The organism is Paenibacillus sp. 276b (genome assembly GCF_900107875.1).
GTDB lineage: Bacteria > Bacillota > Bacilli > Paenibacillales > Paenibacillaceae > Paenibacillus > Paenibacillus marchantiae.
The window spans coordinates 696,010-722,710 of the sequence record NZ_FNRR01000001.1 but is presented as its reverse complement, the minus strand read 5'-3'; the positions used below and the strand labels follow the sequence as shown (position 1 = coordinate 722,710).

The 26,701-nt window shown below is 45.1% G+C and carries 24 protein-coding genes and 1 pseudogene; 4 read left to right on the top strand and 21 right to left on the bottom strand.

What is annotated here, in order from left to right:
- Positions 1-234 precede the first annotated feature (234 nt).
- On the top strand, positions 235-1,272 hold the full coding sequence (locus tag BLV50_RS03280) for a LacI family DNA-binding transcriptional regulator (RefSeq protein ID WP_090805841.1): 1,038 nt from the start codon (positions 235-237) through the stop codon (positions 1,270-1,272).
- A 147-nt stretch (positions 1,273-1,419) separates the two neighbouring features.
- Here the strand turns inward: BLV50_RS03280 and BLV50_RS03275 are convergent, their stop codons facing one another.
- From BLV50_RS03275 to BLV50_RS03265, 3 genes are all read right to left on the bottom strand, one after another.
- Positions 1,420-2,394: a D-2-hydroxyacid dehydrogenase family protein gene (locus BLV50_RS03275; protein ID WP_090805840.1), complete on the bottom strand. Its 975-nt coding sequence runs from the start codon at positions 2,392-2,394 to the stop codon at positions 1,420-1,422.
- 190 nt (positions 2,395-2,584) lie between these two features.
- Positions 2,585-2,836 (bottom strand): hypothetical protein, encoded by a 252-nt coding sequence (locus BLV50_RS03270; protein WP_072732596.1) that lies wholly within the window; start codon positions 2,834-2,836, stop codon positions 2,585-2,587.
- Between the two features lie 33 nt (positions 2,837-2,869).
- A complete protein-coding gene (locus BLV50_RS03265) occupies positions 2,870-3,454 on the bottom strand; it encodes a TetR/AcrR family transcriptional regulator (RefSeq protein WP_090805839.1) in 585 nt (194 codons plus the stop codon).
- Between the two features lie 245 nt (positions 3,455-3,699).
- Between BLV50_RS03265 and BLV50_RS03260 the strand changes: the two genes are divergently transcribed.
- The gene (locus BLV50_RS03260; RefSeq protein WP_063563445.1) at positions 3,700-4,920 is read left to right on the top strand and encodes an MFS transporter; all 1,221 of its coding nucleotides are present in this window, start codon (positions 3,700-3,702) and stop codon (positions 4,918-4,920) included.
- A 6-nt stretch (positions 4,921-4,926) separates the two neighbouring features.
- Here the strand turns inward: BLV50_RS03260 and BLV50_RS32650 are convergent, their stop codons facing one another.
- The 13 genes and pseudogenes from BLV50_RS32650 to BLV50_RS03200 all read right to left on the bottom strand — a co-directional run bounded on the left by BLV50_RS32650 (position 4,927) and on the right by BLV50_RS03200 (position 18,594).
- Positions 4,927-5,088, bottom strand: a complete 162-nt coding sequence (locus tag BLV50_RS32650) for a hypothetical protein (RefSeq protein ID WP_157258459.1) — start codon at positions 5,086-5,088, stop codon at positions 4,927-4,929.
- Positions 5,089-5,115: 27 nt separating this feature from the next.
- Complete coding sequence (locus BLV50_RS03255; protein WP_371129229.1) at positions 5,116-5,565, bottom strand: SRPBCC family protein; 450 nt, start codon at positions 5,563-5,565, stop codon at positions 5,116-5,118.
- 269 nt (positions 5,566-5,834) lie between these two features.
- The gene (locus BLV50_RS03250; protein ID WP_090805836.1) at positions 5,835-6,749 is read right to left on the bottom strand and encodes a phosphotransferase; all 915 of its coding nucleotides are present in this window, start codon (positions 6,747-6,749) and stop codon (positions 5,835-5,837) included.
- 107 nt (positions 6,750-6,856) lie between these two features.
- Positions 6,857-7,025, bottom strand: a pseudogene (locus BLV50_RS33725) (IS1595 family transposase); the annotation flags it as partial.
- A 321-nt stretch (positions 7,026-7,346) separates the two neighbouring features.
- Entirely contained in the window at positions 7,347-8,444 is a 1,098-nt protein-coding gene (locus tag BLV50_RS03240) for an HD-GYP domain-containing protein (protein ID WP_090805833.1), read from the bottom strand.
- Between the two features lie 277 nt (positions 8,445-8,721).
- Complete coding sequence (locus BLV50_RS03235) at positions 8,722-10,557, bottom strand: UbiD family decarboxylase (protein WP_063563440.1); 1,836 nt, start codon at positions 10,555-10,557, stop codon at positions 8,722-8,724.
- Between the two features lie 277 nt (positions 10,558-10,834).
- A complete protein-coding gene (locus tag BLV50_RS03230) occupies positions 10,835-12,172 on the bottom strand; it encodes a sensor histidine kinase (protein WP_090805830.1) in 1,338 nt (445 codons plus the stop codon).
- Positions 12,169-12,837: a response regulator transcription factor gene (locus BLV50_RS03225; RefSeq protein ID WP_063563439.1), complete on the bottom strand. Its 669-nt coding sequence runs from the start codon at positions 12,835-12,837 to the stop codon at positions 12,169-12,171. The genes BLV50_RS03230 and BLV50_RS03225 overlap by 4 nt, the downstream gene beginning before the upstream one ends.
- A gap of 45 nt (positions 12,838-12,882) precedes the next feature.
- Complete coding sequence (locus BLV50_RS03220) at positions 12,883-14,847, bottom strand: ABC transporter ATP-binding protein/permease (protein WP_090805827.1); 1,965 nt, start codon at positions 14,845-14,847, stop codon at positions 12,883-12,885.
- Positions 14,848-15,050: 203 nt separating this feature from the next.
- Positions 15,051-16,343 carry an amidohydrolase gene (locus BLV50_RS03215; protein WP_090805824.1) on the bottom strand — a complete coding sequence of 431 codons (1,293 nt, stop codon included), beginning with the start codon at positions 16,341-16,343 and terminating at the stop codon, positions 15,051-15,053.
- A gap of 80 nt (positions 16,344-16,423) precedes the next feature.
- Complete coding sequence (locus tag BLV50_RS03210) at positions 16,424-16,717, bottom strand: hypothetical protein (RefSeq protein ID WP_064638826.1); 294 nt, start codon at positions 16,715-16,717, stop codon at positions 16,424-16,426.
- An 88-nt stretch (positions 16,718-16,805) separates the two neighbouring features.
- Positions 16,806-17,903, bottom strand: a complete 1,098-nt coding sequence (locus BLV50_RS03205) for a saccharopine dehydrogenase family protein (RefSeq protein WP_090805822.1) — start codon at positions 17,901-17,903, stop codon at positions 16,806-16,808.
- The gene (locus BLV50_RS03200) at positions 17,887-18,594 is read right to left on the bottom strand and encodes a class I SAM-dependent methyltransferase (RefSeq protein ID WP_090805820.1); all 708 of its coding nucleotides are present in this window, start codon (positions 18,592-18,594) and stop codon (positions 17,887-17,889) included. Before BLV50_RS03200 ends, BLV50_RS03205 begins: the two co-directional genes overlap by 17 nt.
- Before the next feature lie 129 nt (positions 18,595-18,723).
- Between BLV50_RS03200 and BLV50_RS03195 the strand changes: the two genes are divergently transcribed.
- Entirely contained in the window at positions 18,724-19,839 is a 1,116-nt protein-coding gene (locus tag BLV50_RS03195) for a helix-turn-helix transcriptional regulator (RefSeq protein WP_090805818.1), read from the top strand.
- Positions 19,840-19,984: 145 nt separating this feature from the next.
- On the opposite strand, the gene yidC is transcribed toward BLV50_RS03195, so the two are convergent.
- From yidC to BLV50_RS03180, 3 genes are all read right to left on the bottom strand, one after another.
- Complete coding sequence (gene yidC, locus BLV50_RS03190) at positions 19,985-20,851, bottom strand: membrane protein insertase YidC (protein WP_064638829.1); 867 nt, start codon at positions 20,849-20,851, stop codon at positions 19,985-19,987.
- On the bottom strand, positions 20,788-21,138 hold the full coding sequence (locus BLV50_RS03185; RefSeq protein ID WP_177031107.1) for a hypothetical protein: 351 nt from the start codon (positions 21,136-21,138) through the stop codon (positions 20,788-20,790). The genes yidC and BLV50_RS03185 overlap by 64 nt, the downstream gene beginning before the upstream one ends.
- Positions 21,139-21,230: 92 nt before the next feature.
- Positions 21,231-22,877, bottom strand: coding sequence for a DUF4153 domain-containing protein (locus BLV50_RS03180; RefSeq protein WP_177031106.1), 1,647 nt, complete (start codon positions 22,875-22,877; stop codon positions 21,231-21,233).
- Between the two features lie 134 nt (positions 22,878-23,011).
- Here BLV50_RS03180 and BLV50_RS03175 point away from each other — a divergent pair, with 134 nt between their 5' ends.
- The gene (locus BLV50_RS03175; protein ID WP_090805814.1) at positions 23,012-24,790 is read left to right on the top strand and encodes an ABC transporter substrate-binding protein; all 1,779 of its coding nucleotides are present in this window, start codon (positions 23,012-23,014) and stop codon (positions 24,788-24,790) included.
- 61 nt (positions 24,791-24,851) lie between these two features.
- Here BLV50_RS03175 and BLV50_RS03170 read toward each other — a convergent pair whose 3' ends face one another.
- Positions 24,852-26,201, bottom strand: coding sequence for an FtsW/RodA/SpoVE family cell cycle protein (locus BLV50_RS03170; protein WP_090805811.1), 1,350 nt, complete (start codon positions 26,199-26,201; stop codon positions 24,852-24,854).
- Positions 26,198-26,533: a PadR family transcriptional regulator gene (locus tag BLV50_RS03165; protein WP_024631897.1), complete on the bottom strand. Its 336-nt coding sequence runs from the start codon at positions 26,531-26,533 to the stop codon at positions 26,198-26,200. The genes BLV50_RS03170 and BLV50_RS03165 overlap by 4 nt, the downstream gene beginning before the upstream one ends.
- Positions 26,534-26,701 lie beyond the last annotated feature (168 nt).

Below are 26,701 nucleotides of genomic sequence, written 5' to 3'. Positions count from 1 at the left end.
GGCTTTCTGTCCGTTCTCGTGTATATGTTTAATTCAATGGATATAGAATGCGCGATTTTTCTCTATTTATCCATTTGGTTCTTTTGGAAAACCAACAGACATCTCTGTCCTTTCAATCGTATTCACGGGATAGTTATTGGCTCAAATGTTATAATCAAGGTATAGGATTGTCTTTGCATTCGTACATATTTTCAAAATTCGGAATCGTTTCCGATGAAGTGAGGTTAACTAAACGTGAGTAAAGATCAGAAGATTACGATCAAGGACGTTGCAGAACTTGCAGGTGTAGGTATCGCTACCGTCTCCCGAGCCATTAACAATTCCGATGGCATCAGCAACAAAACACGGGATAAAGTCTTGCAGGCCATTGAGGAGCTTGGATTTGTCCCCAATACCTCTGCCCAGAGTTTGAAAATACGGCAGACACATCAGATCGCACTGGTTGTTCCCGACATACGCAATGCTATCATTCCCGAGATCTCTTGGTCTGTTGAACAAACGGCGAAGCAGCATGGGTATCATGTGGTTCAAATCAATACGGCGGGTAATGCACGAACGGAACTGGAAACCATTCGTACGATCAAAAAATTGCATGTGGACGGGCTTATTTTCATGCCTTTGGCATATCCCAAAACATTGCCTGGTTTAATTGATAAAGCTCCCCTTCCCATTTCCATGATCAATTACGGTAAAAAGTTGGACCCTGGTATGAAAGCTGATGTCGTTTCTCTTTCACAGCCTGAAGGGAAATTGGTAATGGAACATCTGATTAAGATTGGACGGACCCGCATTGCATACGCCGGTGCTCCCAAAGACATTATTGAAGAGCGTTATCGGGCTTATGAGCAAGCACTCGGACATGTAGATATCTCGCTTGTTTACTTCGGAGAAGATTTTTCATTGAATACAGGAGCTAATGCAGCGGATTATTTCTATGGACTGACTCACATGCCAGATGCCGTATACGCGATTAACGATATGGTCGCCATCGGACTGGTAAATCGGTTTAAAGAACTCGGCGTTCGTGTCCCTGAAGATATTGCAGTTGTGGGCGTTGATAATAACCAATGGACTACCGTTACGTCTCCGCAGATCAGTTCAGTCTCGATTATGGGCGAAGAAGTGGCCCGACTTGCTACGGAATTACTGTTAAAACGGATTCGAGAGATGAGCACCACGGATTACGAGCATATTCAATTTGAGCCACGGTTAATTGTGCGCGAGTCCAGCGTTTCCATGATCCGCTCATCTTCACAAGGACCACGCGCATAAGAATGATTGCGAAGACACCGGATCTAATGGACTGTCCAAACCTTCGATAAACACAAAAAGGTGTTCACCAGGAATGAATTTCGTCCTGAGAAACACCTTTTTTTATCTTCATTCACACCCTTTTATCTCAAACCCACCTCCGAGCAATTACTTCTTCGTAAGCAATTGTCTAATCGGTGTTCCTTTCATAAACATCTCAATATCCTCTACGGTATGGTTAAAATAAATGGCATAGTTGCCTTGAGTCACATAACCCAGATGCGGTGTTGCCAGCAGATTGGGCAGTGTACGCAACATATGATTCACAGGAAGAGGTTCCTGTTCATATACGTCTAGACCGGCCCCGGCAATCCACTCATTCTGTAAAGCTTCGACCATCGCCTCTTGATCCACAATGCCTGCACGGGACGTATTGATCAATAAAGCAGTATTTTTCATCCGTTGCAGCTCGGCTCGTCCGATCAGATTACGAGTGCGATCACTGAGCACCAGATGAATGGAAACAATATCGCTTTGTTCCAGCAGCTGTTCCTTCGTCTCTGACCACTGGACTCCCTGCTCCTCTGCTCTTGTCTGTGTCAAATTCTTACTCCAGGCGATCACGTTCATGCCAAAGGCTTGTGCAATCTCTGCCATCCGGCTGCCAATCTTGCCTAAACCGAGCAGTCCCAGTGTCTTTCCGTACAAATCCATGCCAACTGTACTCTGCCAATTCCGATTGGAACGCAGTGCGTTATTTTCAGTTACCAGCTGTCTGGACAGACCCAGTATCAGCGCCCATGTCAGTTCCGTCGGCGGGTTCGAGCTGCCTTCCGTGCCACAGACGATTACTCCACTTTCTTCCGCGGCCCGGAGATCAATGGAGGCATTGCGCATGCCGCTTGTAATCAGAAGCTTGAGCTTGGGCAATTGTGTAATCACGGATTCAGGAAATGGTGTACGCTCACGCATCAAGACAATAATTTCAAAATCCTGCAGTTCCTGAACGACCTTCTCTTCTGATCCCAAATAGTTATTGAACGTCTGAACCTCAACTCGATCCAGGATAGGAGTCCAATCCGCTGAAGAAAGGGCTACATTCTGATAATCATCCAATATGGCACAACGCAACTTCGTCTGCATGGTTGAATCTCCTCCTCATATATGTGCATCATCAAACATTCTTTGAACATGTTACCCGAATATGTAAATCATAGTATACACCCTAATTTAATCTATACCCTATCTGTATTGTATCAACTCAAGCCCTCATCTGCCCAATGTCCTCAGACACAAAAAGAGCAGGAACAGATTCCCGCTTCTCGCTCTCACTTCAGAACAGCTTGAAAAGCAGCGCCGTCATCAGTATGGCCATCGCCACTTGAAGCAAGGACCGTATTTTCCAAAAAATCGTATCTAATTTCGATTGATCATTCTCTGTTAGCGAACCCACAATAGCAATAAAAGCAAGCATGCCAATCACAATCAAACTGAACTCGATGATCCCCATCCCGCCGTATGTCGTCAGCAGCACACCTATAATGTATAAAACGACTAGGTAGATCCTATGAAAATAACGCTCCATATGAACACCCTCTCTAAAAATGAAATCCTTCCCTCATTCCTCAAGCAACGATAACGTAACCTTAATACTCTGCTGCACAAATGAGCGATCCGGCTCCGATTTCATCATCACGGTCAATCCAATCATCGATACAACCAGAGACTTGGACAACGCACTTGCGTCGAAATCATTAGACAGTTCCCCGTTTTCCTGCCCCCGTTCAATCGTTTCCTTGAAAATCGCCCCGAGATACATCTGGTGCTCGCGTGTCAGAACAGCAAATTTGGGGTCATGTGGAGCCAGTTCAACCATCGTATTGATGCAAAAACAGCCGTGACGAGTATCTGTCACGTCCCCTTCTGCTCCGATATGTTCAAATAAAGCACGGAAGGCTTCTTTTACAGAGGATGTATGTTGAAGCCTGGATCTGACCTGCCCGGCATGCAAAGTTGTATATCTGCGAAGTGCCGTTTCAAACAATTCCTTTTTGTCACCAAAAGCCGCATAAAGACTGGGACGTTGAATTCCCATGGCTGTTGTCAAATCACTTAGGGACGTCGCCTCAAATCCCTTATCCCAAAAAATCTGCATCGCTGCTTCCAGTGCCTGATCCGTATCAAATTCCCGTTGTCTAACCATGTATTCACCCTCTTTATGTATCGATCAGTATACATCTATTTTAATCTAGATCCAATTTCCATGTCAAACCTATCTTTATTTATAAAAGAAAAATCAACCATTCCATTTTATTTCTTGACATCGTGTCAAAGCGTGAAGTATGTTTATTCGGAATCATAATGTACTGATCGGTATATTTAAATTCAACCGTGTTCTTACCGCTCCCCCTAACTTACCACATTCGAATACAGAAAGGTGAATCATCCATGCAAAATCCATCTCATCAAGCACATCCCTTCAGCGAAGGACGTCCAGGCATGTCCCGACTTGTCGCGCTGTTATTTGCCCTGTGCAGCGGACTGGCGGTAGCCAACATTTATTATGCCCAGCCTTTGCTCGACTCCATTGCTGACGAGTTTAGAATCTCTCATTCCTCTATTGGAATCGTTATTACCGTAACCCAGATTTGTTACGCCCTCGGATTGTTATTACTGGTCCCACTTGGTGATCTATTGAACCGGCGCAAGCTGATCATGATCCAGATGCTTTTATCCGTAATCGCCCTGGTTACTGTCGGTACCTCATCATCCAGCCAGGTTCTATTCATTGGAATGGCCGCCATCGGGCTGCTTGCCGTGATTACACAAACACTCGTTGCCTTTGCCGCCTCCCTGGCTGTACCTTCAGAACGAGGGCGTATCGTCGGTCTGGTCACAAGCGGAATCGTCATAGGCATATTACTGGCGCGAACCATAGCAGGCACCTTAAACGATTGGATCGGCTGGAGATCAGTCTATCTATTCTCTGCCAGTCTGACATTACTCGGGATTATCGCCCTGTTTCTTGTACTCCCAAAACACGAACCCAAGCGAGAGAAACTCAGCTACACCCAATTAATTGTTTCAGTCATGCAACTGTACCGTGAGTTGCCTATTCTGCGAACACGCGGCGTTCTCGCCATGTTAATTTTCACAGCCTTTAGCACGTTATGGACTTCCATGGTGTTGCCACTTAGTGCTCCGCCACTTTCCCTGTCACATACTGCTATTGGAGCCTTTGGTCTCGCGGGAGCTGCTGGTGCCCTGGCTGCTGCACGTGCTGGAAAACTGGCTGATCGGGGATTGGGACAAAAGACGACGGGCGTCGCTCTGGTCATATTGCTTCTATCCTGGCTGCCCATTGGCTATGTTCACCACTCTTTATGGCTGCTTGTAGCTGGGGTAATTATGCTGGACCTTGCCGTGCAGGCCGTACATGTCACCAACCAGAGTCTGATCTATGAAGTTCGACCAGAGGCGCAGAGCCGTTTGACGGGCGCCTACATGATTTTTTATTCAATAGGAAGTGCTACCGGCTCCATTGCTTCTACTCAAGTGTACGCATGGGCAGGTTGGACTGGCGTTTGCTGGCTGGGTGCAGGCGTGAGTGCCGCTGCGCTTCTGTTCTGGACCATTGATCGATATATCCATCGGAATTCGGATCAATAAAAGAACTTAATCCAGCTTATTCCATACCACGATAAACAGAGTGGCTAACGGACCAAATAACAGGGAAATCAGAAACCAGTTACGACCACTTCTGTTTTTTCCCTGAGCAAGTCCGGCATTAATAAGGGCAAGTGTGCCCCAACCTACAAAATATTCGTTTTCCATCAACTATCATTTCCTCCTTACAGATCGGCTCTATCTATTCTCTAGTAACGCCTTTAGCTTCAAATTACGGCTCTCCAGGAAAGCCTGCATATACCTCTTGAGTACAATCCGCTCTGCAACCCAACCCAGAACGCCAAGGGGAGCTTCGAATCTCAGTGTGTCCCTCATACAAGTGGTCTGCTCTCCAAGCTTGTTGAAGCTGTGTTCATGTCTCATGCTCTTGAAAGCACCTTTCTCCATCTGATCCACAAAGAGATACGGCGGATTGTACTCGGCGATCCGGGAAGTCAGCTTCTGTCTTATCCCGAAATGGCTCGCTTCGAAAGTTACCGTATCGCCTTCACCAATTCTGCCCGTTGTAACACCCGCTACAGCCTGCTCACGGGTATGTTTCCAGACGGTCCGGGTATGAATATCAATGTCCCGAGCATAGTCAAAGCATCGCTCAATGGGCGCATGTATTGTAATCTCGGTTACCACTTCAATCAAGGACGATCACTCCTTTTCCGCTTCCTTTGCCTAAGGCTATGTTAAATTCTAATGTTGATATTTGACCATAAGAAAACCGCAATCGTTGAAAAGGCGGTTTATTGCTATCGTGTCCCGTTAGCGCAAGGACTTACTCTGTTGAATTTCGTGTTCCTCAACATAAAGCGGCATCAGAGAAGGCGGATCGTACCTTATCAAGGCCTTTAAACGACAAAATGGTGCCGATAGCCTAGCCCCACAGCCGAAACGAAATAATGAGTCTAATCCGACAGTGCCCGCATGATGTTGGATTTCGCCTCTACCGCAATCGCTTCATTCCCATCATCGACCGCTTGCATTAAGACCAGTATGGGGATGTATACCGCGATCAGCCGTGCCAGCAGCTTCGTTTCCTCGTCCGCTCCTCCGTACGTTTCAAAAAACACGCCGCGAGCGTAAGGTGGTAAAAAGCTATAAGCAACGCTCAAATCGCAAGCCGGATGGCCTACGCTCAGATCGCCCCAATCAATGATGCCGGAAACGATCCCGTTCTCATTTACAAGCATATTTTTGAAATGAAGATCGCCATGTAGCAGTGCATTCACCGCCTCGACACGGTCCTTTTGCAGCCTGCTAATATACGCTTCGATCACACCGGACTCCTCCGGCGACAAGTGTTCAACCACCTTCGATAGAAAGCCCTCCAATTTCACTTTGCGCGATGCTATGTCCGTCAAGTTTCGATGATCTTGCTGAACTCCGCACTTCAGCGCCGCCTGCACCGGAAACTCATGCAATCTCCGCAAAAATTTCGCCAATGTCTCTGCCGATAAAGCCCGGCGTTCTTCCGTCAAACCGATTGGGAAATCTCCTGACACGTAGGCATAGCCAAGAAATGGTGCCGGGTATTCGTCACTTGCTTCGCCATAAAACAACGGTTTCGGATAGGGGATGGTCATATATGGCTCCAGCTTCGGCAGCAGCTTCCCTTCCATACGAATAGAGCCAACTGCAATCTTTCTTCTTGGAAACCGGAACACATACTCGTCACCGATGAGAAAAACCGTATTGTCCCAGCCCCAGCCCAATCGCTTTACTTGCTTCGATGACAGCTGAGGGAATTGTCTGCCGATCAGCGTCCGCGCCTGCTCTTCGTTAACCTCCCACTCCGCATCCCATACATTCGTTCCTCCCATGAATTGTCTGCCTCCTCGTTCCTTACGTTATTTAGATGTTTACATTCCCTGGAATTTACGCATAACTGCCCGTTAGCTTAACAAGAATAAGTAGAAAGCCGAGTCGGTCACAGTAAACAGACACAATTTGACCAACATATTTTTCTTATTCGACGCGGTATTCTCATACTTGCTGTCTAAGTAACGAAACCACGCCAAGTAATTCTGCAAATACTTTGTTGCAACACCATTGATGCGATCCATCCATTTCTTCAAGCGGCTGTGGTAGCTGTTGGTTCGGGACTGCAAAAAGTAGATAAGTTCTCGCTTACCATTATCGTCCAACGTATCAGCAAGCTTTTTCAGTTCCTTTAAATCCATGGGCAAATCATCTCCGAACAGTTATATTGCCCTTATTAAAGAACACTTGTTCGTAATTTTCAAATATCAACAACAAATTTCAACATACCCTTGCCTAAAAAGGAAGATTAAGGTCTTTGCAAAGTATACTCCTGGTCACCATGAAGAACAATTCAGTGCATGATCTAAATTAAAAACGGGTCCCCTGTTATCTTATAGGAGGCCCGTTTTCTGTATGAATTCATTTGTTATTCAAACTTAGATAATTAATTCATTAATGGCAAGAGTGCGTTCTTTGGACAGATCACGATATTGTTCCGATTCCACCTTGATCAGTGGTTTAAAAATATCGGATGTATTGTTCATGACAATAACACCCCGCTCGCCGTTGCTCAGCAGTACTTGTTTACCAATAAAATTAGGAAGCAGATGCTGCATCAAGGCTTGAACCGGCTTCTCATTCAGTTTGCCGAATCCCATCGCATAAATATCGCGCAAGTTATTGATCAGGTTCGGATTGCTGCTTCCGTGACTGCCGGATCTCATCCCGATGTATATGTCAGCGACTGATACGATCTGTGTATATGGATGAATTTCGTCTTTCTTCAGTTGCATCGGATATCCGGTACCATCCTCCAGTTCATGATGCTGAAGAGCTACCAGCGCTGTAGCCTCATCGGTCATGGAACTTTTGATAATATCATGTCCGTAGATCGTGTGACGCTGCAATTCGAGCTGTTCATCTGCGGTTAACGGTTCCACCTTGTTGCGTATCCGATGAGATACCTTGCATTTGCCGATATCGTGAAGATAGCCCCCACGACTGATCTGATAACTTTCTTTTTGGGAATAACCAAGCCAATTAGCTAGGTAAAATGACAACAGTCCAACCTGAATGGAATGTGTGTAGTTATTGACATCATCCCGTTCCAGCATCATCAGGAGATGCACGACATCCTTTTGCTCGTCCAATCCCTCCACCATCGGTTGAAGCGCATCGTCCACCATTGTTGCGTTGAACTTGCCCACCGTCAGCGCTTCGAGAAACGCGGATTGATAATTATGTACAGTTTGTATAAATTGGGATTTCATTTCTTCTTCAGGCGGTTCTTCCTTGGTGCTTGTGCTTGTGCTTGCTCCAGATGCAAATTTTGCTGCAGCAGCAAAGAATTCCGCTTCCGTGATCTCTTCCTCGCGTGGTTCAATATCCACATAGTCTACGCGGTGCTGCATCAGCAAGGTGATATCTTCACTTTTGATCACAGTACCCTGACCCAGAACGTGTAATCCCGCTTCGCTGAATGTATCCGCAGTTAGACGGTCTCCATCTTGCAGGTTCATAATATGGATTCTCAAATCGGTATTCCCCCTGAACAATCATTTATAGTCAACAGTACCCGTTAGATCGGGTCCCAAAAATCCCTATACTACTTTATATCGATAAATACATTCTTTTTCTCCATAGTCCAAACGACCTTAATCGTAAAAGGAAATACGAACGTATAAGACTTTATTCTCAGTCCCATTTTCAAAAAAGTCCCGGTTTGAATTTGTATTTAGATATCTGGCATATCGCTTTACACATATATAACCAAAAAGCCCAAAAAAATCTTTGGGCTTTTATTGAATTCAACTAAATTTTGATTGAACTCAGGCTCGCTCCCTGTACGAAAAAGCGTTCAATCCCTTTCTCAACAGATGGGTCTGGAATTAATGGTGGTGCCTGATGCGGCTTCACTCTGGCATCGATAATGATCTGGTCACAGCCCCAATGTTTATAGTTGTAACTGCTGTTCACACCGTACATATCATGGGACGGATTACTGCGGGTAAATGTCGCCCACAAGAAGTTGCTGAGATTCGCACTCAGGAAAGAACTATCGTCACATAATACAATCATTGGACAAGAAGACAGGTCTCCTTTTTCCTTCAGCATGTCCGTAAATGCCTTCATTTCTTGTTCTGTATCCGCATAACTATTGAATGGCGCACCCTGAATAGCTACAATTCCTGGCATCACCAGCTGCGGATTACTATAACCTCGGATATCCTTCAATGTCTCCGGTACTTCACGGCACAATTCCCGTTTCTTGTCCCCATAGGCTGCAAATACAACCTTACTGCCGCTGTTCAACCCGGTTCCCGAGTAATCCAGCGTATCGATCGTTGTGTTGGTATGGAAATGAATGTCCCGTTGCAGATCCATTCGTTCCAGGATATACGTCAGGAACTCCACTTCTCGGTGCGTATCCAGCGGTTGCTGATCTTCTGCTGTGATAAACAAATACTTCGCCAGACTGAGCTGGCCTGTACCCAGAATACGACTCGCAATCGTCAGCAGCTCTGTTGGCTGTTTTACCGTCTGATAGGGCGTATACCGCTCACTTCCGATCGCGAACAGAAGCGGATGCACTCCTGCTGCATCGACAGCATGGACTTCTTTCACACCGGGAACTTCCTGTTTAATGGCATCACCCGTAATTTCGTGAATCAGATCCCCAAATGCAGTATCCTCTTGCGGAGGACGACCCACCACGGTAAATGGCCAGATCGCATTCGGCTTGGCGTACACTTTATGCACTCTCATTAGTGGGAACGGATGGGTCAGACTGTAATATCCAAGATGATCACCAAACGGTCCTTCAGGCTTCGTCTCGTCCGGGTAAATATCACCCGTGATGACAAAATCGGCGTCATTGCTGATGCAATACCCATCCTTATAGCTGTAACGGAAACGCCGGCCGGCAAGTAGCCCCGCGAAAGTCATCTCACTGAGTCCTTCAGGCAAAGGCATCACTGCAGAAAGTGTATGTGCCGGCGGACCCCCAATGAATATACTCACTTTCAGGGGTTCTCCCTTTTTGACTGCTTTGGCCTGATGAATACCAATTCCGCGATGGATCTGATAATGAAGTCCAATTTCCTTATTCAGTTCATAATCATTACCACTTAGCTGTACCCGATACATGCCCAGATTGGAGTTCATGATGCCTGGCTTGTCTGGGTCTTCCGAATAGACTTGAGGCAGCGTAACGAATGCTCCACCATCCATAGGCCAATGCTTGATCAACGGCAGATCCGAGATTTGAATCTCTTGCGCGGTTACAGGCAAACTGATGGACTTCTGCTTAGGTAGAGCCTGCCACGCGGCAAGACCGGTGCTGATATGCTGAAAAGGCGTCTTGAGTGCCTTCATTGGATCATCCCGGACAGCCATGACACGTTGTACACCTTCAAGCGTTCCACGGAACATGAATTTGCTTCGTTCCAGTGTACCGAAGAGGTTCGAAACAGCCTGGAACTTGGAGCCTTTCACATTTTCGAAAAGCAGAGCTGGGCCTTTCGCCTCATGCACTTTCATATGTATCGCTGCCATCTCCAAATGAGGGTCCACTTCTTCCTTCACTCGAATCAAATGTCCATGCTGCTCCAGATCATTAATGCAATCTTCCATATTGCGATATTTCATTGGATGGCTCCATTCTGTATATAATAAATTGTTATGTTCATATATTCACATAGATGTGCAGGGGTAGCGGATAGAATAAAACGTTGAATCTAATTTACTCTCGTCACCATATAAATGGATTGATACTCACATCTCTTCTATCTTATCAAATCATCTGCCACTAAACAAAACAATATATCAGATCTTTCACGCAGTGCTCACCAAAAAGCAATATTTAAGCAACAGGGTCTTGTATTCTAAGGACCAAGATTGCTTCAATATTGCTAATTGAGCTTACTTAAGATGTAGTCGAAGGTCTGGGGATCGTAACCGTAAACTGCGTTCCTTCTCCAACCCTGCTCTCCACATCAATTGTACAATCATGCAATTTCAAAATTTTAATCACGATGGAAAGCCCTAATCCATTGCCTCTAAGAGCACTGCTCCGTGCTTTGTCCACCATATAAAATCGATCGAAAATATACGGAAGGGCCTCCTCGGGTATTCCTTGTCCTGAGTCTCTAATCGATACCTTCACGAATGACGTGGACATCTCGATTTCGATGTGAATGGACCCATCGGTACCCGTATATTTTATCGCATTGTTGATTAAATTCTGCCAGACCTGCTCAAACAAATCTTTATCGACCGTGATCTCGCAAGGCAATAAATCCAATTCAATCCTGATATTTTTGTGCGCCCACTGGGGTTCTGCTAATACGATCGTTCTTCTTAATTGCTCATCTAATTGGAACGTACTGAGATTAAACGGATGGTGCTCCGAGTCCAGCGAGGCTAACCGAAGTAAATTATCACTAAGCCTGGAAAGGCGTAATGTTTCCTCGTATATGATATCCAGATGCTCTTTCTGCTCTTCCAAAGGGATGACACCATCTTGCAGCGCTCTTGTGAATCCTCTAATCGATGTTAGTGGGGACTGCATTTCATGAGAGACATTACTGACAAAATCATCACGCACCGAGTCTATTTTTTGCAACTCACGGGCCATATGATTAAAGCTTTCCATTAGCTCACCAAATTCATCTGGATTATTATGTTTCAACCGGACAGACAGATCGCCTGAAGCCATTTTCTTAGCTGCAGCAGTTAGCCTTTTGATCGGTTTCACAATGTACCCAGACATGAACATGATTAATAAGCTTCCTATAACTAAGACAGTTAATAGCGATATAAATAATGTGCGTTTCACATTATGAAAAATCGATGAAAAATTAATTTTGATCAGGAGCGCATCTTTTTCTTCATTCATCCTGGGAACACCGACAATAGCTGTTTCATCTTTATTGGATAGAATAAACGCTTCCCTAGTATTTTCATCGAATAATTCATGAACTTTATCATCTGGTAGTGAAGCAAGCACTTCACTTTGTTCATTCACGGAGTTTATGTCCAAGCCGTATCGTGCAAAGATATCCAAGCTTGTTTTCACTTTTTCCGGATCATCAATCAGATTTATCATCGTAGCTATGTCTTCGGCAATCGTAACCATAGAATGATTTGGTGTGTTTTCCTGAGACCGCATATTTAATATAAAGGAGAGAATTAAACTGACGATCACAATACCAAAAAAGGTAACTACGATTCGTAGACGCAGGCTTTTCCTCACGATTTTCATACACTCTCCAAACGATATCCAAGTCCTCTTATCGTCGAAATGATCAACTCAGGGATCGGTTCAAGCCGTTCTCGTAACCTTTTGATATGCACATCAACGGTACGCTCATCACCTTCATAATCGATTCCCCATATATCTTCTATAAGCTGTGTACGTGTGAATATTTGCCCTGGCAAACTCGCTAGAGCAAACAACAATTCACATTCCTTCTTTTTCAATTCAACCGTTTGAGCTCCTGCCTCCACTGTCAAATTGCTCAGATCAATCGTTGCACCGCCTATATGAATAACATTCGATGAAATCTTGTTGTATCTCTTCATTAAAGATTTCACACGCAAAATTAACTCCACAGGATCAAAAGGTTTTACTAAATAATCGTCTGACCCTGCATTGAATCCTCTGACTTTATCCTTGGATTCTCCCTTGGCAGTCACCATCAGAATCGGAATATCCAGATAAGATCGAATGTCTTCGGTCAGTTCAATACCATCTACTCTTGGCATCATCACATCTACAATCGCTAAATCAATTTTGGTATGAGACAAAATGTTCAGTGCTTCTTGGCCATCCGGCGCTTCCACGACGGAAAACTGATTTTTTTCGAGATAAATTCGGATTAATTTGCGGATATGGGAATCATCATCCACCACAAGAATCGTGTTCATGTATCCATTATCCTTTCCGCAATTTTCATTATTCACAACTTAAATTTATTCGTATCGTAAGGATTCCATCGGGTCCAGCTTGGCAGCCTTCGATGATGGCATCAAACCAGCGATGATACTAATCACTGTACTTACAACGATTCCGAACACAATGTAGTATCCCGATAGATTTATTAGCTTAGCTCCAAAAGCGTTGTCCAAGAGAATATTCAACACATAACTAATAATTATCGCAAATACTACCGCAATGATACCACTGAATACCCCCAATAGAGCAGATTCAGAAAAGAAAATTCGCTTGATGTCCTTCTTTCTTGCTCCAATCGCACGAAGGATTCCGATTTCCTTCGTTCGTTCCACGACACTAATGTAAAGCACAACCAATATCATAATACCGGATACGATTAACGAAATGCCTGCAATACCAGACAGAACGATCGTGGCCATGTTCACGTATGTCGTGATATTTTCCATGATTTTTGCCGTCTGGGAGCCTGAGAAGCCCGCATCAACAGCTGCTGCATTAATATCATTGACATATTTCATATCGGTTGCATAAGCGTTAACCTGAATTGGCCCAATCGTTATTCCTTTGTCCGCATACATTTGCTCCAACGTCTGTGATGAAATGTAACCCGGTGATTGCTGCATTGGTGATCTTTGATCTGATGCTTCATAAATACCAGATATGGTTATTTCTTTCTCCAAAGTTACGGGTTTATTATTGCCATCCATCTCATTGATATATAGAAACACAGACTTGCCGATCATGGATTCAGCTTGGTCATTTCCACTTAATTTATTCGCCGTATCGAGGGGTAACAACATCTCATTTTCTACCGGAAGCTTACCCGTTGTTAGCGTTGCTGGATCAAAAGCATCCGTTAACGTCGTTAACTGCGTAAGTGCCACACTTTGCTTTGAATTAACCATAGTCGATTTGCCTGTAATGGTAGTGATGGTCTCTACATGATCCACATTAGGGAATTTGCGAATAGTCTCAATGTCGACTGTTGTAAAAGGGGCGCCTGCTGCCATCAAGGCTTGCGGGCCTTGCATATCTTTGGCATCTGCACTGGGCTTCGTTATATCCACAAGCAAAGGGTCCATACTTGAATTGATTTCGTCGTTCATATATGTCGTTATTCCATTACCCAAGGAGAGCATCAGGAGTACGCTTAAAATCCCGATCGACCCACCCAATGCAACCAGTACATTACGCTTGCCGTTGAGTTTCATATTTTTGAGAGCCATTTTGAAAGAAGCCAGTAAGCCCAAGTTTCTGGAAGCACCACGACTGCCTTCATAAGTGGTCAAGGAACGATCTTTTAGATGGATATCATCCTTAATCCGTCCCTCCTCAACCTTCACAATACGCGTACCGGAATCAGCTACTTTCTGCGAGTGAGTTACCGCAATGACCAGCATCCCTTTTTGCGCAATACTGTCCAGCAGAGCCAAGATTTGATCCCCGTTTTCCTTATCCAAAGCACCTGTTGGTTCATCCGCCAAAATAATGTCTGGATTGTTCGATAGTGCACGAGCAATGGAAACCCTTTGCTTCTGCCCACCCGATAGCTGGTTAGGCCGTTTGTTCAGATGACTCTTCAGCCCGACCTCGGTCAAAATATCTATAGCGCGCTTATTGCGTTCCTTTTCACTTGTGTCCGTCATTTGCATGGCAATCGTAACGTTCTCCAGCACAGACAGATGCGGGATCAGATTGAAATTTTGAAACACAAAGCCGATATTATTCTTCCGATAATCATCCATTTCCTTTTCAGTCATAGCACTTAAGTTCTTTCCATGAACAAGGATCTCCCCTTCAAAATCGGAGTCCATTCCACCAATAATATTCATAAGGGTTGACTTTCCGCAACCCGATTCACCAAGGATCGAGACGAATTCTCCTGTCTCAAAGCTCAAATTCACATCATGGAGCACAGGAACCTTTTCCTTACCATACAGCGTGTATGATTTCTTCACATGTTTTACTTCTAAAATAGTCATCTTGATCTCTTCCTCTCCAAGTCATACACCCTATCTATATTGGCCATTTCACATTCTAACAAATTTGTGTGAACTGATAATGAACTGGACAATTCGCGTCTGCCTGGCAAAAGAATTGTAGCTGTCAAAAATCAATATGTAAGGAAAAGCAAACGGAGCCCTACATTCATTAGGACTCCGTTTGCTTAGTTCCGCTTGGCACATTAAATCCCTTCCACAATACGCTTCGAACGAACCTCTACCTGACGGAAAAGTTCTTCCTCATCTATCGTTAGCAGCTGCCTGCCTCTCATCAACACACGACCATTCACAATGGTGGTATCTACATCGGCGCCATTCACGCTGTATGCAAGCAATGATTCCAGCTCATGAACCGGCTGCAAATGCGGTTTCTTCAGATCAATCAGAATCAGGTCGGCCTTGCGCCCAACTTCCAGCACACCTACTTCATCCTGAAGGTTCAACAGACCTGCACTTCCCCGTGTAGACATGTGTAGTACCTCTCTTGCCGACAACCGGGTAGGGTCAGCATAATCCAGCTTTTGCAGCCAGGTCGCAGCCTTGATCTCTTCAAACATATCGATGGTTGTCGCACTGCCTGCCCCGTCAGTTCCAAGACCCACGTTAATTCCCTGTGCAATCATCTCGGTAATTGGGGCAATTCCGCAGCCAAGCTTCAGATTGCTGACCGGATTATGCGCTACTCCACCACGCATGCCTTTCAATCTGCCAATATCTCTGCGATTCAGGTGTACACCATGGGCAAGCAGTACATGTGCCTTTTCGAACATACCTGCCTCTTCCAAGTACTCCGTTGGCGTCATGCCATAGCGTTCACGAATTTTCACAACTTCCTCTTTCGTCTCAGCCAGATGAATGTGGATAGGTACGTTCTCCCGTTCCGCCATCGCGATGACTTCCCGCAAAGGTTCTACTGGGCAAGTATAGGGAGAATGCGGGCCATACATCGTCGTAATTCGCCCCTCTGCCTTACCCGACCAACGCTGCACCAAATCGACAGCTTCCTGTAATCTGCGCCCCCCGTCATCCTCCACGAATACCATGCCGCGTGTGAGCGATGCCCGAATACCGGTTATCATTACCGCTTCTGCAATTTCATTCATGTGAATGTACATATCAGCGTAAGCTGTAGTTCCTGAACGGATCATCTCGGCGATGGATAATTGTGCTCCCCAGTATATATCTTCGGGTGTCATCCGGGCTTCTGCAGGCAGCATCTTACGGTCAAGCCAGTCCATCAGCTTCAGATCATCCGAGAATGCTCGTAACAGACTCATCGGTGTATGCTGGTGAGCATTGATCAGGCCCGGCATTGCCACTTTATGTTGACCATCCATAATGTCATCACCCGGTTGAGCCTGAATGTGGGGAGCAATCTCTACGATACGGTCGCCAACAATGCGAATATCCCCCTTGAAGGGGGAATCGGTGTCTTTCATCGTTAAGATTGTGGCTTGCTGGATTAAAATACTCATTCGTTTCACAACTCCTCTAGGTTTGGATTGCCTTACTTCCAAATCCGAGGATAAGCCTTCACGTAACGGCAAGGTCAAGACTAAGTTAATTTTTGAGTCGTCATCGTTCTGAAAGTTTGGATAAAAGGTTTGGGATCTATGTTGACCATATAAGGATAGACTCCGGTGCTGGTATGTAGATAGAAAAAACCACCTTCATTCCCCATTCTCCGAAAGGACATGTCGAACACTTCCGTAATATTAAACTCGCGGTATTTCGTTACAATCTTGTCCGAGTACAGGATCATGGACCGATCACTATGCAGTACTTCCTGTGCGAGACCCGTCACTTCTCTCTGTACTTTGTAATAAGGCAATACAGCAATGCAGTTCATGATCTCCCTCCGTTCTACCATGATTATTTGTTCCATCATAGCAGATCGGAGAGCCTGAGCAAAAAAATGATCCAACAACATATATGATTTACGTAATCTTCGTTGTTACTTTCAATGGAAAACGAAGTGCTTCCTGAATATGCTGCAAGGAAAGGCATTGTTCAATGTGAAAAACGCCATGCGGTAGTTCCGTCCGATACATTCTCTCCGCTACCGCCGCCGCAACTGCTGCTGTTGCATCTGCTTCACGCTCGCCAACCAGCAGCTGCTCGAAATGGACTTGTTTGCCCTTTTTCCATCCCACTGCATCTACCTTGACTGCAAACATCGGCTCCCCTCCGGGAATAACCCCAAAAGCCTTGACCGTGCCATTACGAAGGGAGGGAATACGCAGTAGTGTGAACAGCCCCATACGTTTCGAAATTGCCATGAATCTAGTCATCCAACGGGAATCGAGACATAACCGAGTGGAAACCGTTGGAATATCAAGTGTACGAGCAACGACGTGTTGATCCGAAAAGTTAAACCGATATGCTTTCCTGCGGCCCAAGTCTGCGCCAAAATCAATCCATTTACCATCGTGAAAACTTTGCACTTCCGCTGGCTTACCTTTTTTCATGACCTGATAGGTAGCATTCATCTGATCCACAGTCCACTCCACCGCGGCTTTTCCGTGTTTTTCACCCAGCCCCAGCATGACAGTAATGTCCGCTTCGTCTACTTGCTCCATATGGGCACCTGCTTCACGCACAAGCAGATTGGTCACCCCAGGCGACAGTCCCACACTAAGCATGGCTGTTGCTTTGGAACGCTGCATTTTGGAATGCAGCTGTTCGACCTGACCCAGAAAGTCATAATCGGCTGAAATATCAATATAATCTGTCTCTGCTTTCGCACAAGCCTCGACAAATCGTGTATCCGTTTGGTCCACACACATGATCACCAACTTGACCGATTGAAGCACAACAGGGTCAATCGCTTTTCGTACATCCAATTGAAGCGGCTGGACTATACCACCCGTAGATCGGCTGAATTTCTCAGCCCGATTCATCCGCGTACCTGCCGCCCATACCTTGCCGGGAAACAATCGTCCCAGTTGCGTACATATCATTTGCCCCACCTGACCGTATCCGCCAACAACCCAAATCTGGTCTTTCACAGAATCTGTTTTAGTCTCGTTTCGCATAATATCCCTCCACCCAAAATGCTCCGAAATAACGTGTAATGTGCGAGAATCCGCATTCTTTCATCAGCCCAATCATTTGTTCAGATGAGATAGGATCCGATTCTCGGCCAAGGGAAGCTGCAAACCGCTCCCATTCTTCAAGCTGAATACCATTACTTAACATGTGATCCTGCCAGGCTTGCATCATGGTTGGATATACAGGCGAATGAAGATCGGCATTCACTGCTGCAATAATGAGTGGCGCCCCAGGCTTGAGTCTGGCCGCTAGATTGGACAGGAACCGTCTTTTGGACTCGATCCCCTGAATAAAATGCAGCATTAGCATACTTGTTGCCCCGTCGTAGACCTCATCTTCCGGTAACGCTTCAAGCATCATGAATTTAAGTTGAACTCTGGCTTCGATTCCCGCTTCCTGGACTCTTCTCTCTGCTAACTGAAGCATCGGCTGGGAAGAATCTACTCCAGTAAACGTCCATCCCGCATGGCGAGAACCAAGCAGAGCTATTTCCTTACCTCCACCGGCTCCGACAATTAGTATTTTAGCCTCGTTGTTATCCGTGATAGAAGCGACAAGCAGCCGCTCCATCAGATCATGCATATGAGAATAACCCGGAATTTTCAGGGCTATCGATTGTTCGTAACGGTTTTCATCCGCCGTATCCCAGCTCAAAGATGGTTGATTGTGGTCCATCGATACTACACTCCTCATGGATTCAAGTTAGACTTGACTCTTCGTTCGTCTAATTTCATTATAGAATGATACGCAGAGCGTACAATCCCAGAACAATGGGATATCTGCATGTGGAGAGGAGAAAGCTTTATGACATCACGCATGGAACCGAACCAGCGACTCATTACTTCTCTCGAAAAAGGAACCTGGACCTCGCGCACATACCGGGAAGCTGTCCTGAAACAAATTCAGAACATCGTTCCCTATGACGCGTATTGCTTCACAACAGTTGATCCACAGACTCTTCTCTCAACAGGTGCCGTGACGGAAGACGGCATTGAAGCCATTCATGACCGGCTGTTCGTTAATGAATACATGGAAGAAGATATACATAAGTATGCTGATTTGATTCACAGCGGCGACTATACAGCGATCCTTCATGCATCGATAAGCGAAAACCCTATTGTAAGCGCTCGGTATCATAACATCCTTCAACCCGCAGGTTTCGGTGATGAACTTCGGGCTGTACTGGTCAGTGGCGGAGCCTGTTGGGGGTATCTAACCCTATATCGCAAGACGGAACAACCCGTATTCACGGAAGAGGAGCGACTAAGCATTCAGGCCTGGACACCTTCTATTGCTTTGATGTTACGATCCACAAGTCTGACTCTTATGGACGAGATTAAGAGCGGAAGTCCCTCGGACCCTGGTATTATGATCACATCGGACGCTTTCGAGCTGTTATCCGTGAACGCTCCCGCTCAATATTGGCTATCACAATTACGTTTACTGGAGCAGGTGGGACCAGATGTATTGCCGCGCCCAGTCCGTGCAGTCAGTTCGCATTTACAGCGTCAGATTCGTACAGATTCCGACCTGATCGTTGCGCAAGAACCTATCCTTCATTCGCCTTCCAAAGTTTGCATTCAACTCCTGGATGGCCGTTACCTTGTGCTTCATGCCAGCCGCATGCAACAGTTTTCAGGTCCGGATCAGATTGCGATCAGGCTTGAACAGGCTATGCCGCAGGACTTACTGCCATTACTCGCAGAGAGTCATGGGTTGTCCATTCGGGAACGAGAACTATTGGGTTACGTGCTGCGCAGCTATTCTTCCAAAGAAATTGCCGAAGCAATGCATATATCAGCTTACACGGTACAGGATCATTTAAAATCCATTTTTGCCAAAACAGACGTATCCTCCCGCCGTGAGTTAATCTGGTATTTCGTATCCCGTTTCCAGTTGTCTGATGAACCAGCTATTTGAATGTTATAACTGGACATACAAAAAAAGATGCCTTGTCCCATGGGACAAGGCATCTTTGCACTGCATTATGGTGAAGAACATCAGTTATATCAACACATACGTTTAATTCATTCAATTCTACTGCACCATTCTCATGAGTGAAAACTTAGGACTTAGCGGGCTTCGCAGGTTTGATGTTTTTGTTCTTTACCTGCACAGCCACGGGCTCTTGCGGGTGTTCAACCGGATACAATTTGCGGAACAATAACGTCTGCAAGACCAGGAATGAACCGCCGATCGTCCAATACAGCGGCATCGCTGCAGGTGCCGAAAGCGAGAAAAAGGCCATCATCAAAGGAGAGATATATCCCATGATTGCGAATTGTTTTCGTTGTTCCGGCGCCATATTGGCTTGCGAAACCTTGGCTTGGATCAGATAAATAATAGCTACCACGACTGCAAGCACATAGTCAGGCGCTCCTAATTTGAACCACAGAAAGGAGTGAGATGACAACTCTGGCGTAAGCCGAATAGCCGTGTAGATACCTGACAGAATAGGCAACTGAATCAGCAGTGGCAAGCATCCAATATTCAGCGGATTGAACTTGTGCTTCTTGTACAGCTCCATCGTTTCCTGCGAAAGCTTCTGCTTATCGGCTGGGTCGTTTTTGCCCTCATACTTTTTCTTGAGCGCATCCATCTCCGGCTTCATAGCATTCATGATCACTCGGGTACCTTGCTGAGATTTTGCTTGTCGCATCATCAATGGCAACAACGCAAGACGGATAACGAGGGTAATCACAATAATGGCTACCCCATAACTTCCATTAAATATCGTTGCAATGTGCTGAATGAGATACGACAGTGGAAATACAACATAATGGTTAAAGAACCCCGGTGTTGATGAATTAATCTCTGAGACGTTGTTACTGCATCCAGCCAGTAGCATCACTGCAAAAAGAATTGCAATCAGGCCATAGATCCGTCCCTTGCCAGATGTAAAAGTGAACCCCTTGCTTGTCTTATGTTCCATATATATCCTCCTCGTTGATTTGTAGAAAGTACATACAACGAGGAATGGCAATCTGGTTCATCTTCATCCGGGGATTCTCTTCGTCTGACGATTCGACTTAAAGCTTCAGGTCTGTGTTGTCCGTCCAAGGACAAGGTTGGCAATCCAGGTTCCAGACCACCTCCGGCGCCACCTTCCATCCAGTACTCTGTAATGCCGCAATGCAGATGGGCAATATAAGCGTAACTGACTGTGAAAATGAGTCCGAGTGAAAATATATACGGTATCAATTCCTGAAGTTCAAACAAGGGATTCACCCCCTTTATAGGTTAGTTTTTATAGTATAACACTTACATATGGATTTTGCATAAATTCATTGCTGGAAAACAGGTAGATGAATTCATTTCATTCTCAATTTGGACAATTCTAGCTTAGCTCTATGTCTTGCCATATTAAAAGAAGCCCAGGAACTGTCTGTTTCTTCCAGGTCAAAGTTAGCTTGATGCTCCAGCATTTCCCCTTTCAAATCCGGGTACTCCCTCTGGGCAAACTCTCGCAGTATCGGAACGGCATCTGCAGATAAACTCGTCAAGTAGGATGCATCAATAATGCCTGTCTGATGATATCGTGTAATATTAAGCTCTGCAATCCGATTATCCATGCCCACATAGTTGACTGCCACATAGGCTGCTAGGGACAATACAATATACCAGCGGATCAACGGTATGGAGGTATAACGGATTCGAAGAGCTGCAATAAGCAGCAGTAGCGCCAGAAAAATCATGAATGCATGTACGAGAAATCGAATGTAGGTATATCCATAAGCCTGTTCATACAGGTTGAGGCGTATAAACGCCGAGTACAGCATGATTGCGGAACAACCCACCAGGACAAAGAGCAGCACCTGATGCACAACAGAACCTATTTTGCCGCTTGAACGCGTGAACTGAAGAGCGATAATCAGGATGAAAAAATTAATGCCTGTTACCAGTATCAGCTCCACAAATCCACTTCTTGCATACTCTGCGTAGGACAATTCTGACGGAAGATGTCCCTCACCCGCCCCAAAAAGATAAGAAAATTGTACAAGTACAAACAGAACATACACACAGTTGATGACCAACAGCATCGTGCCCACAATGATGGGGTCCAATCTTAAAGGTTCACGATGAGCTTGAGTAGAAATTGCCTCAGGTGCGGGCTTATTTGCTGGCTGATCCTCTATGATTGAGTTCAAGGAAGGACTCTCCTGTATGGAATTCACGGAAACATCTTCTCGCTTTTCGATTTCTGAAGTAACCGTAATTGCTTTTCCATTTTTCCAATGTGCATTTTCTCTCTTATCTGCTTCATATTGCATCGGCTGCACGAAACCCCATACATAACTGAACAATAAAACGCCCGCGATGAGAATCCAGATCACTCTCGGAAATCCTGGTGTCAGTGTCATTTTATTTAACCATTCCGGAAAACCGGATAAATACTCATTAAAAATCCCATCTGCTGAGGTCAGCAGTGCTACAACCACGATGAGGATGGGAACGGATGCTATAAGGCCAATGAATACTTTGAAAGCAGCCGTTTTCTGCGTTTTACCTAGCCCACGTCCTCCTGTTTTCACAACAATGCTTGCGACCGTTCCCCAATGACGGATGGATTGTGGCAGCAAATGGTCCATCGCGGTACCGATCAATCCAATGTCCCACCATTGTCTCTGTTTTCTGCCGACCAGATAAGTCATATGTAAGATAATAAGCCCCGGTACGATCAGGAAATTAAGGATACGCAGCGGTTCATTGTCGTATAACAGAAACGTTAGCGCCAGCATCAGCACCACCCCAGCCATAAAAGCATCAATCATGGTCAATGGCCGCATTCGGTCCCTGGCAAACAAGAACATAAAGCCATAAAAGAGGATAACAAAGATGGGATAAGAAACACCAATATCCTTGCCATAGAACAAATACTGATGAATGATAGCTAACATTAATGCGGATAGTAGCGTAATTAAAGCACGGTTGGGTGAAGCCATTATTTTATCAATCATGGGAAAAACCTCCATTAAACTTTCTAGGTTTAATTCTAGATGATAAAATAAGAATATAAATAGAAATTAAAAACGATAAAACTTCTTATTTTATTATATTGCATCAGCTACAACCTCCAGGAGGAATCAAAACCTTGAAATTACATCAGCAATATTTGCTGCTTCATAGCCGGTTTGGTCAACTATTAGAACATGAAGTAACGCTCTCTGACCTTGCGGAACTGCTCGAGTGTACACACCGTAACACATTAACAATCGTCAAAAAAATGGTTGCCCAAGACTGGATTCGGTGGGTGTCCCAGCGCGGACGTGGACGGCGTTCTACGCTGACCCTACTTGTTCCGGCTGATCAAATTGCAGCAGAATACATGATGCAGGCCATGAATCGCCGCGAGTTGCAGCAAGCCGCCGAACAGGTTGGTGCTTTCTCTAGTACTACGACAATGCAGGATCACCTAAACCAGTGGCTGCTTGGTTATTCTGGACACCATACGGAAGCTGGTAGCCATAATGAGCGAATTGATACGCTCAGGTTACCGATCCGCCAACAACTGCACGCCCTTGATCCCCTTTTTATCAATTTGCTGGCAGAATCTTTTGTCACTAGTCATGTGTTCGACGGGCTGGTTCAACGTAATGAACACGGAGAGATTATTCCCTGTCTGTCTCATACCTGGGATGTCAGTTCAGATCGGAAAACATGGTTTTTTTATTTGCGTAAAGGGATTACTTTTCACAATGGACACCTGCTGACAGCCGCGGATGTGGTGTATACATTTGAACGACTGCAATCCACAGAACGGCGGACATTATACCGCGATGTGAGTAAACAAATTCTATCGATTGAAGCAGCAGATCCCTTGACCGTTTGTTTCAAGCTCAAAGCCCCTCACGAACTGTTTTTGCCCTTTCTTTCTACGAGCCGTGCAGCGATTGTTTCACAAGCCGCTTACGGGCAACATAAAGATGGAGACAATGAACCAGATCTACCGAATACCATGCATAAGCCTATAGGAACGGGGCCTTTCAAGGTCACAACCTGGGATGATCACCTGTGCAGACTTGAAGCTTTTCCGATGTATTTTCAAGGCAGGGCCCATCTGGACCGAGTAGATATTCTACAAATCCCGTGGAGTGCTCCTGCACATTTGGATGAAAAACAAGATATCGAATCTCCTTTCTTCCACCTTGTTCATAATCCATCCTCGTCTGAGAGTAGAGACTGGACACAGATTAGTGCAGGCGTGATGGTACGCAAATTACTCACTTGTAATACACAAAAAACCGGACCGCTAAGCGATCCGGATGTAAGAGCACATGTTCAGGCGTGTATTACTAAATTGTATGGGAATGGCATTAATGAAAGTAATGAAGCTGATTCAGGAGATGCTGATAAAGTGTTGATGAATGCAGAAGAATTGACTTATTTGTCTCAGCACCCTACTTTTGATCTACCTATCCCCTTGCACATCACAACCATTCCTCAGTATCGGATGGATGCTAGACGTTTGGCATCGTCATTGGAAATGTACGGCTTCACATGTACTGTCCGCATAGGCACGATGGAGCAATTCAAAGGGAACCTGAGACTGGAATCCGATCTGATTCTCTTCTCCTTGATTCGGGACCGGGACGAAGAATTACGCAGGTACGATCTCTATCTCACTTTATCCGAACATCTGGAGGAATCTTCCAAGAAGAGTGTTCAAGAGATGCTGCAAACTGTTGTTGCTTCGCAAATAGTAGCAGACCGAACTGCCGAACTGGATCGGATCGAACAATTTCTGGTGCAGCAGAGTTTATTATTCCATTTAACTGAAAAACATGTGGAGACTGCCTACCTGCCTTCCGTTCGTGGCCTCTCCTTTAACAGCCAGGGATGGGTAAACCTCAGACATATCTGGTTCCCATGAATGCTCGTTAAATGAGCATAACAATCCATTCGTTTCTAGATGCGGTAATGATGTTGCATGCTTATAAACTGGTCATTGGATCGGCATCCACCTTGTGCCGTATTTTTTCATTTCTCTTCGAAATGGTATCCTTCCGACGGTACACACCGAGGAGTAAACCGAGCATGGCATAATCAAACATCAGATGATTACCGTATCCAATAAAAGGAAAAGAAATACTAAGAATCGGAGCCTTCCCAGTGGTCATCGCCAACGAATAGATGATTTGCAATGCAAAAACGGCGGTGATACTGACAATAATCATACGACCAAAATCATCCCGGATGCGAGGAAGCATCTTCATCATACTGATAACAAACCAGATGATCCCCACCAATAACAGGATCCCGGCTGACCAACCAAACACATCAATGAGCAGAACACCTGGGTAATTATAATAACTCGTTTTAAACTTATCGAACGTTGTATCAATCCCATTCCCCCACCAGCCGGATGATTGAATAACTTCAATAATGGAATTGTTGCTATAGCCACTCCCGTAAGGGTCATCCTGAAGATTCAAAACGACAGAGAGCCTCTCCAGGCGTCCGTATTGATCTGCAAAAAACAATAGCAGTACAAAAATACTTCCTGTTATAACAGCACCTATGACTGTATAAAGCCATTTTTTCGTGAGCCAGCCAAATATAATAATGCTCATTATGCCAAACAGAAACAACCGAACCCAGTCCAACGTTTGAAACAATAGTACTGCGGGGAACATTATCATTGCAATGTAGGTCAAAATGGATTGCATATTACAATTGGAACGAAGCTTGTCCAACATAATGGCACCTATAGCAAGTGGCAAAATCCACACTGAAGCTGTGGTAAGGTCTATCGTTAATCCAAATAAGCCCCAGTACCTGCTATTACCATGAATATCCGTTGTTATCATTGGACTGATCCACAACATGACATTAAGTAGAATATAGATCCACCAGGCAGCTCTCTTCAACTTACGATAATCAAAGTAAATAAAGAACAACATCATCATTACACCTATAACGGTATACACCACATGCCCCCGATATAAGGACTGATACTTTTCATCTGCGACATTCGTCGTAAAAATCCATATCAGTAACAGGCTAGTTATAGACAAACCAATTAATCCAACTAACAGCCCCCAATGCATACGATGACGATGCAATCTGTGCATACTTTTGCCCACCACTGCGGGATCACCCATCTGATCAATGGCGTATGCAGCTGCCTCTTCCTGGCTCAGTCCCTCTTGCTCCTTGTCCAACATCATTTCTTCCATGTGGTTGCCAAGCTCATCACGCAGATCAGTATGTACTTCACGTGCCTTAACCTGACTACACAGTTGATCAAGATAATGTTTAATCTTCTCATGTCGATCCGTCATGTTAAGCCTCCTTCCCCAAGCACCCGATCCACGGCACCGCGGAATAAAAGCCACTCGGCTTTTTTATGCTGTAACGCCTCCACACCCTTGTCACAAATGGAATAATATTTACGTTTCCTACCTTCAACCTCCATCCAGTAAGACTCCACCCATCCCTCAAGCTCCATCGCGTGCAGAATGGGATATAACGTACCTTCCTTCAAATTAAACACACCTTCGGATTGACGATGGAGTTCCTTGATCAATTCATAACCGTAAAGCGGCTGTTCCTTCAGTAGCGTAAGAATCAATGTCTCCGTGCTGCCTTTAATCATTTGTTTGTTTACCTGCAAAGCTGTCACTCCCTTTGGTTCATGCTTCCACGTCCAATAACTACATCCACTTTTACCACACTTCTTAAAACTTCAACATGTACCTAATAAATCCACTTGGCTACATACATCGGAAATCTATGCATAGTAAAACTAGGTATAATATTACCTGATCCTTCCTTTTCTGTC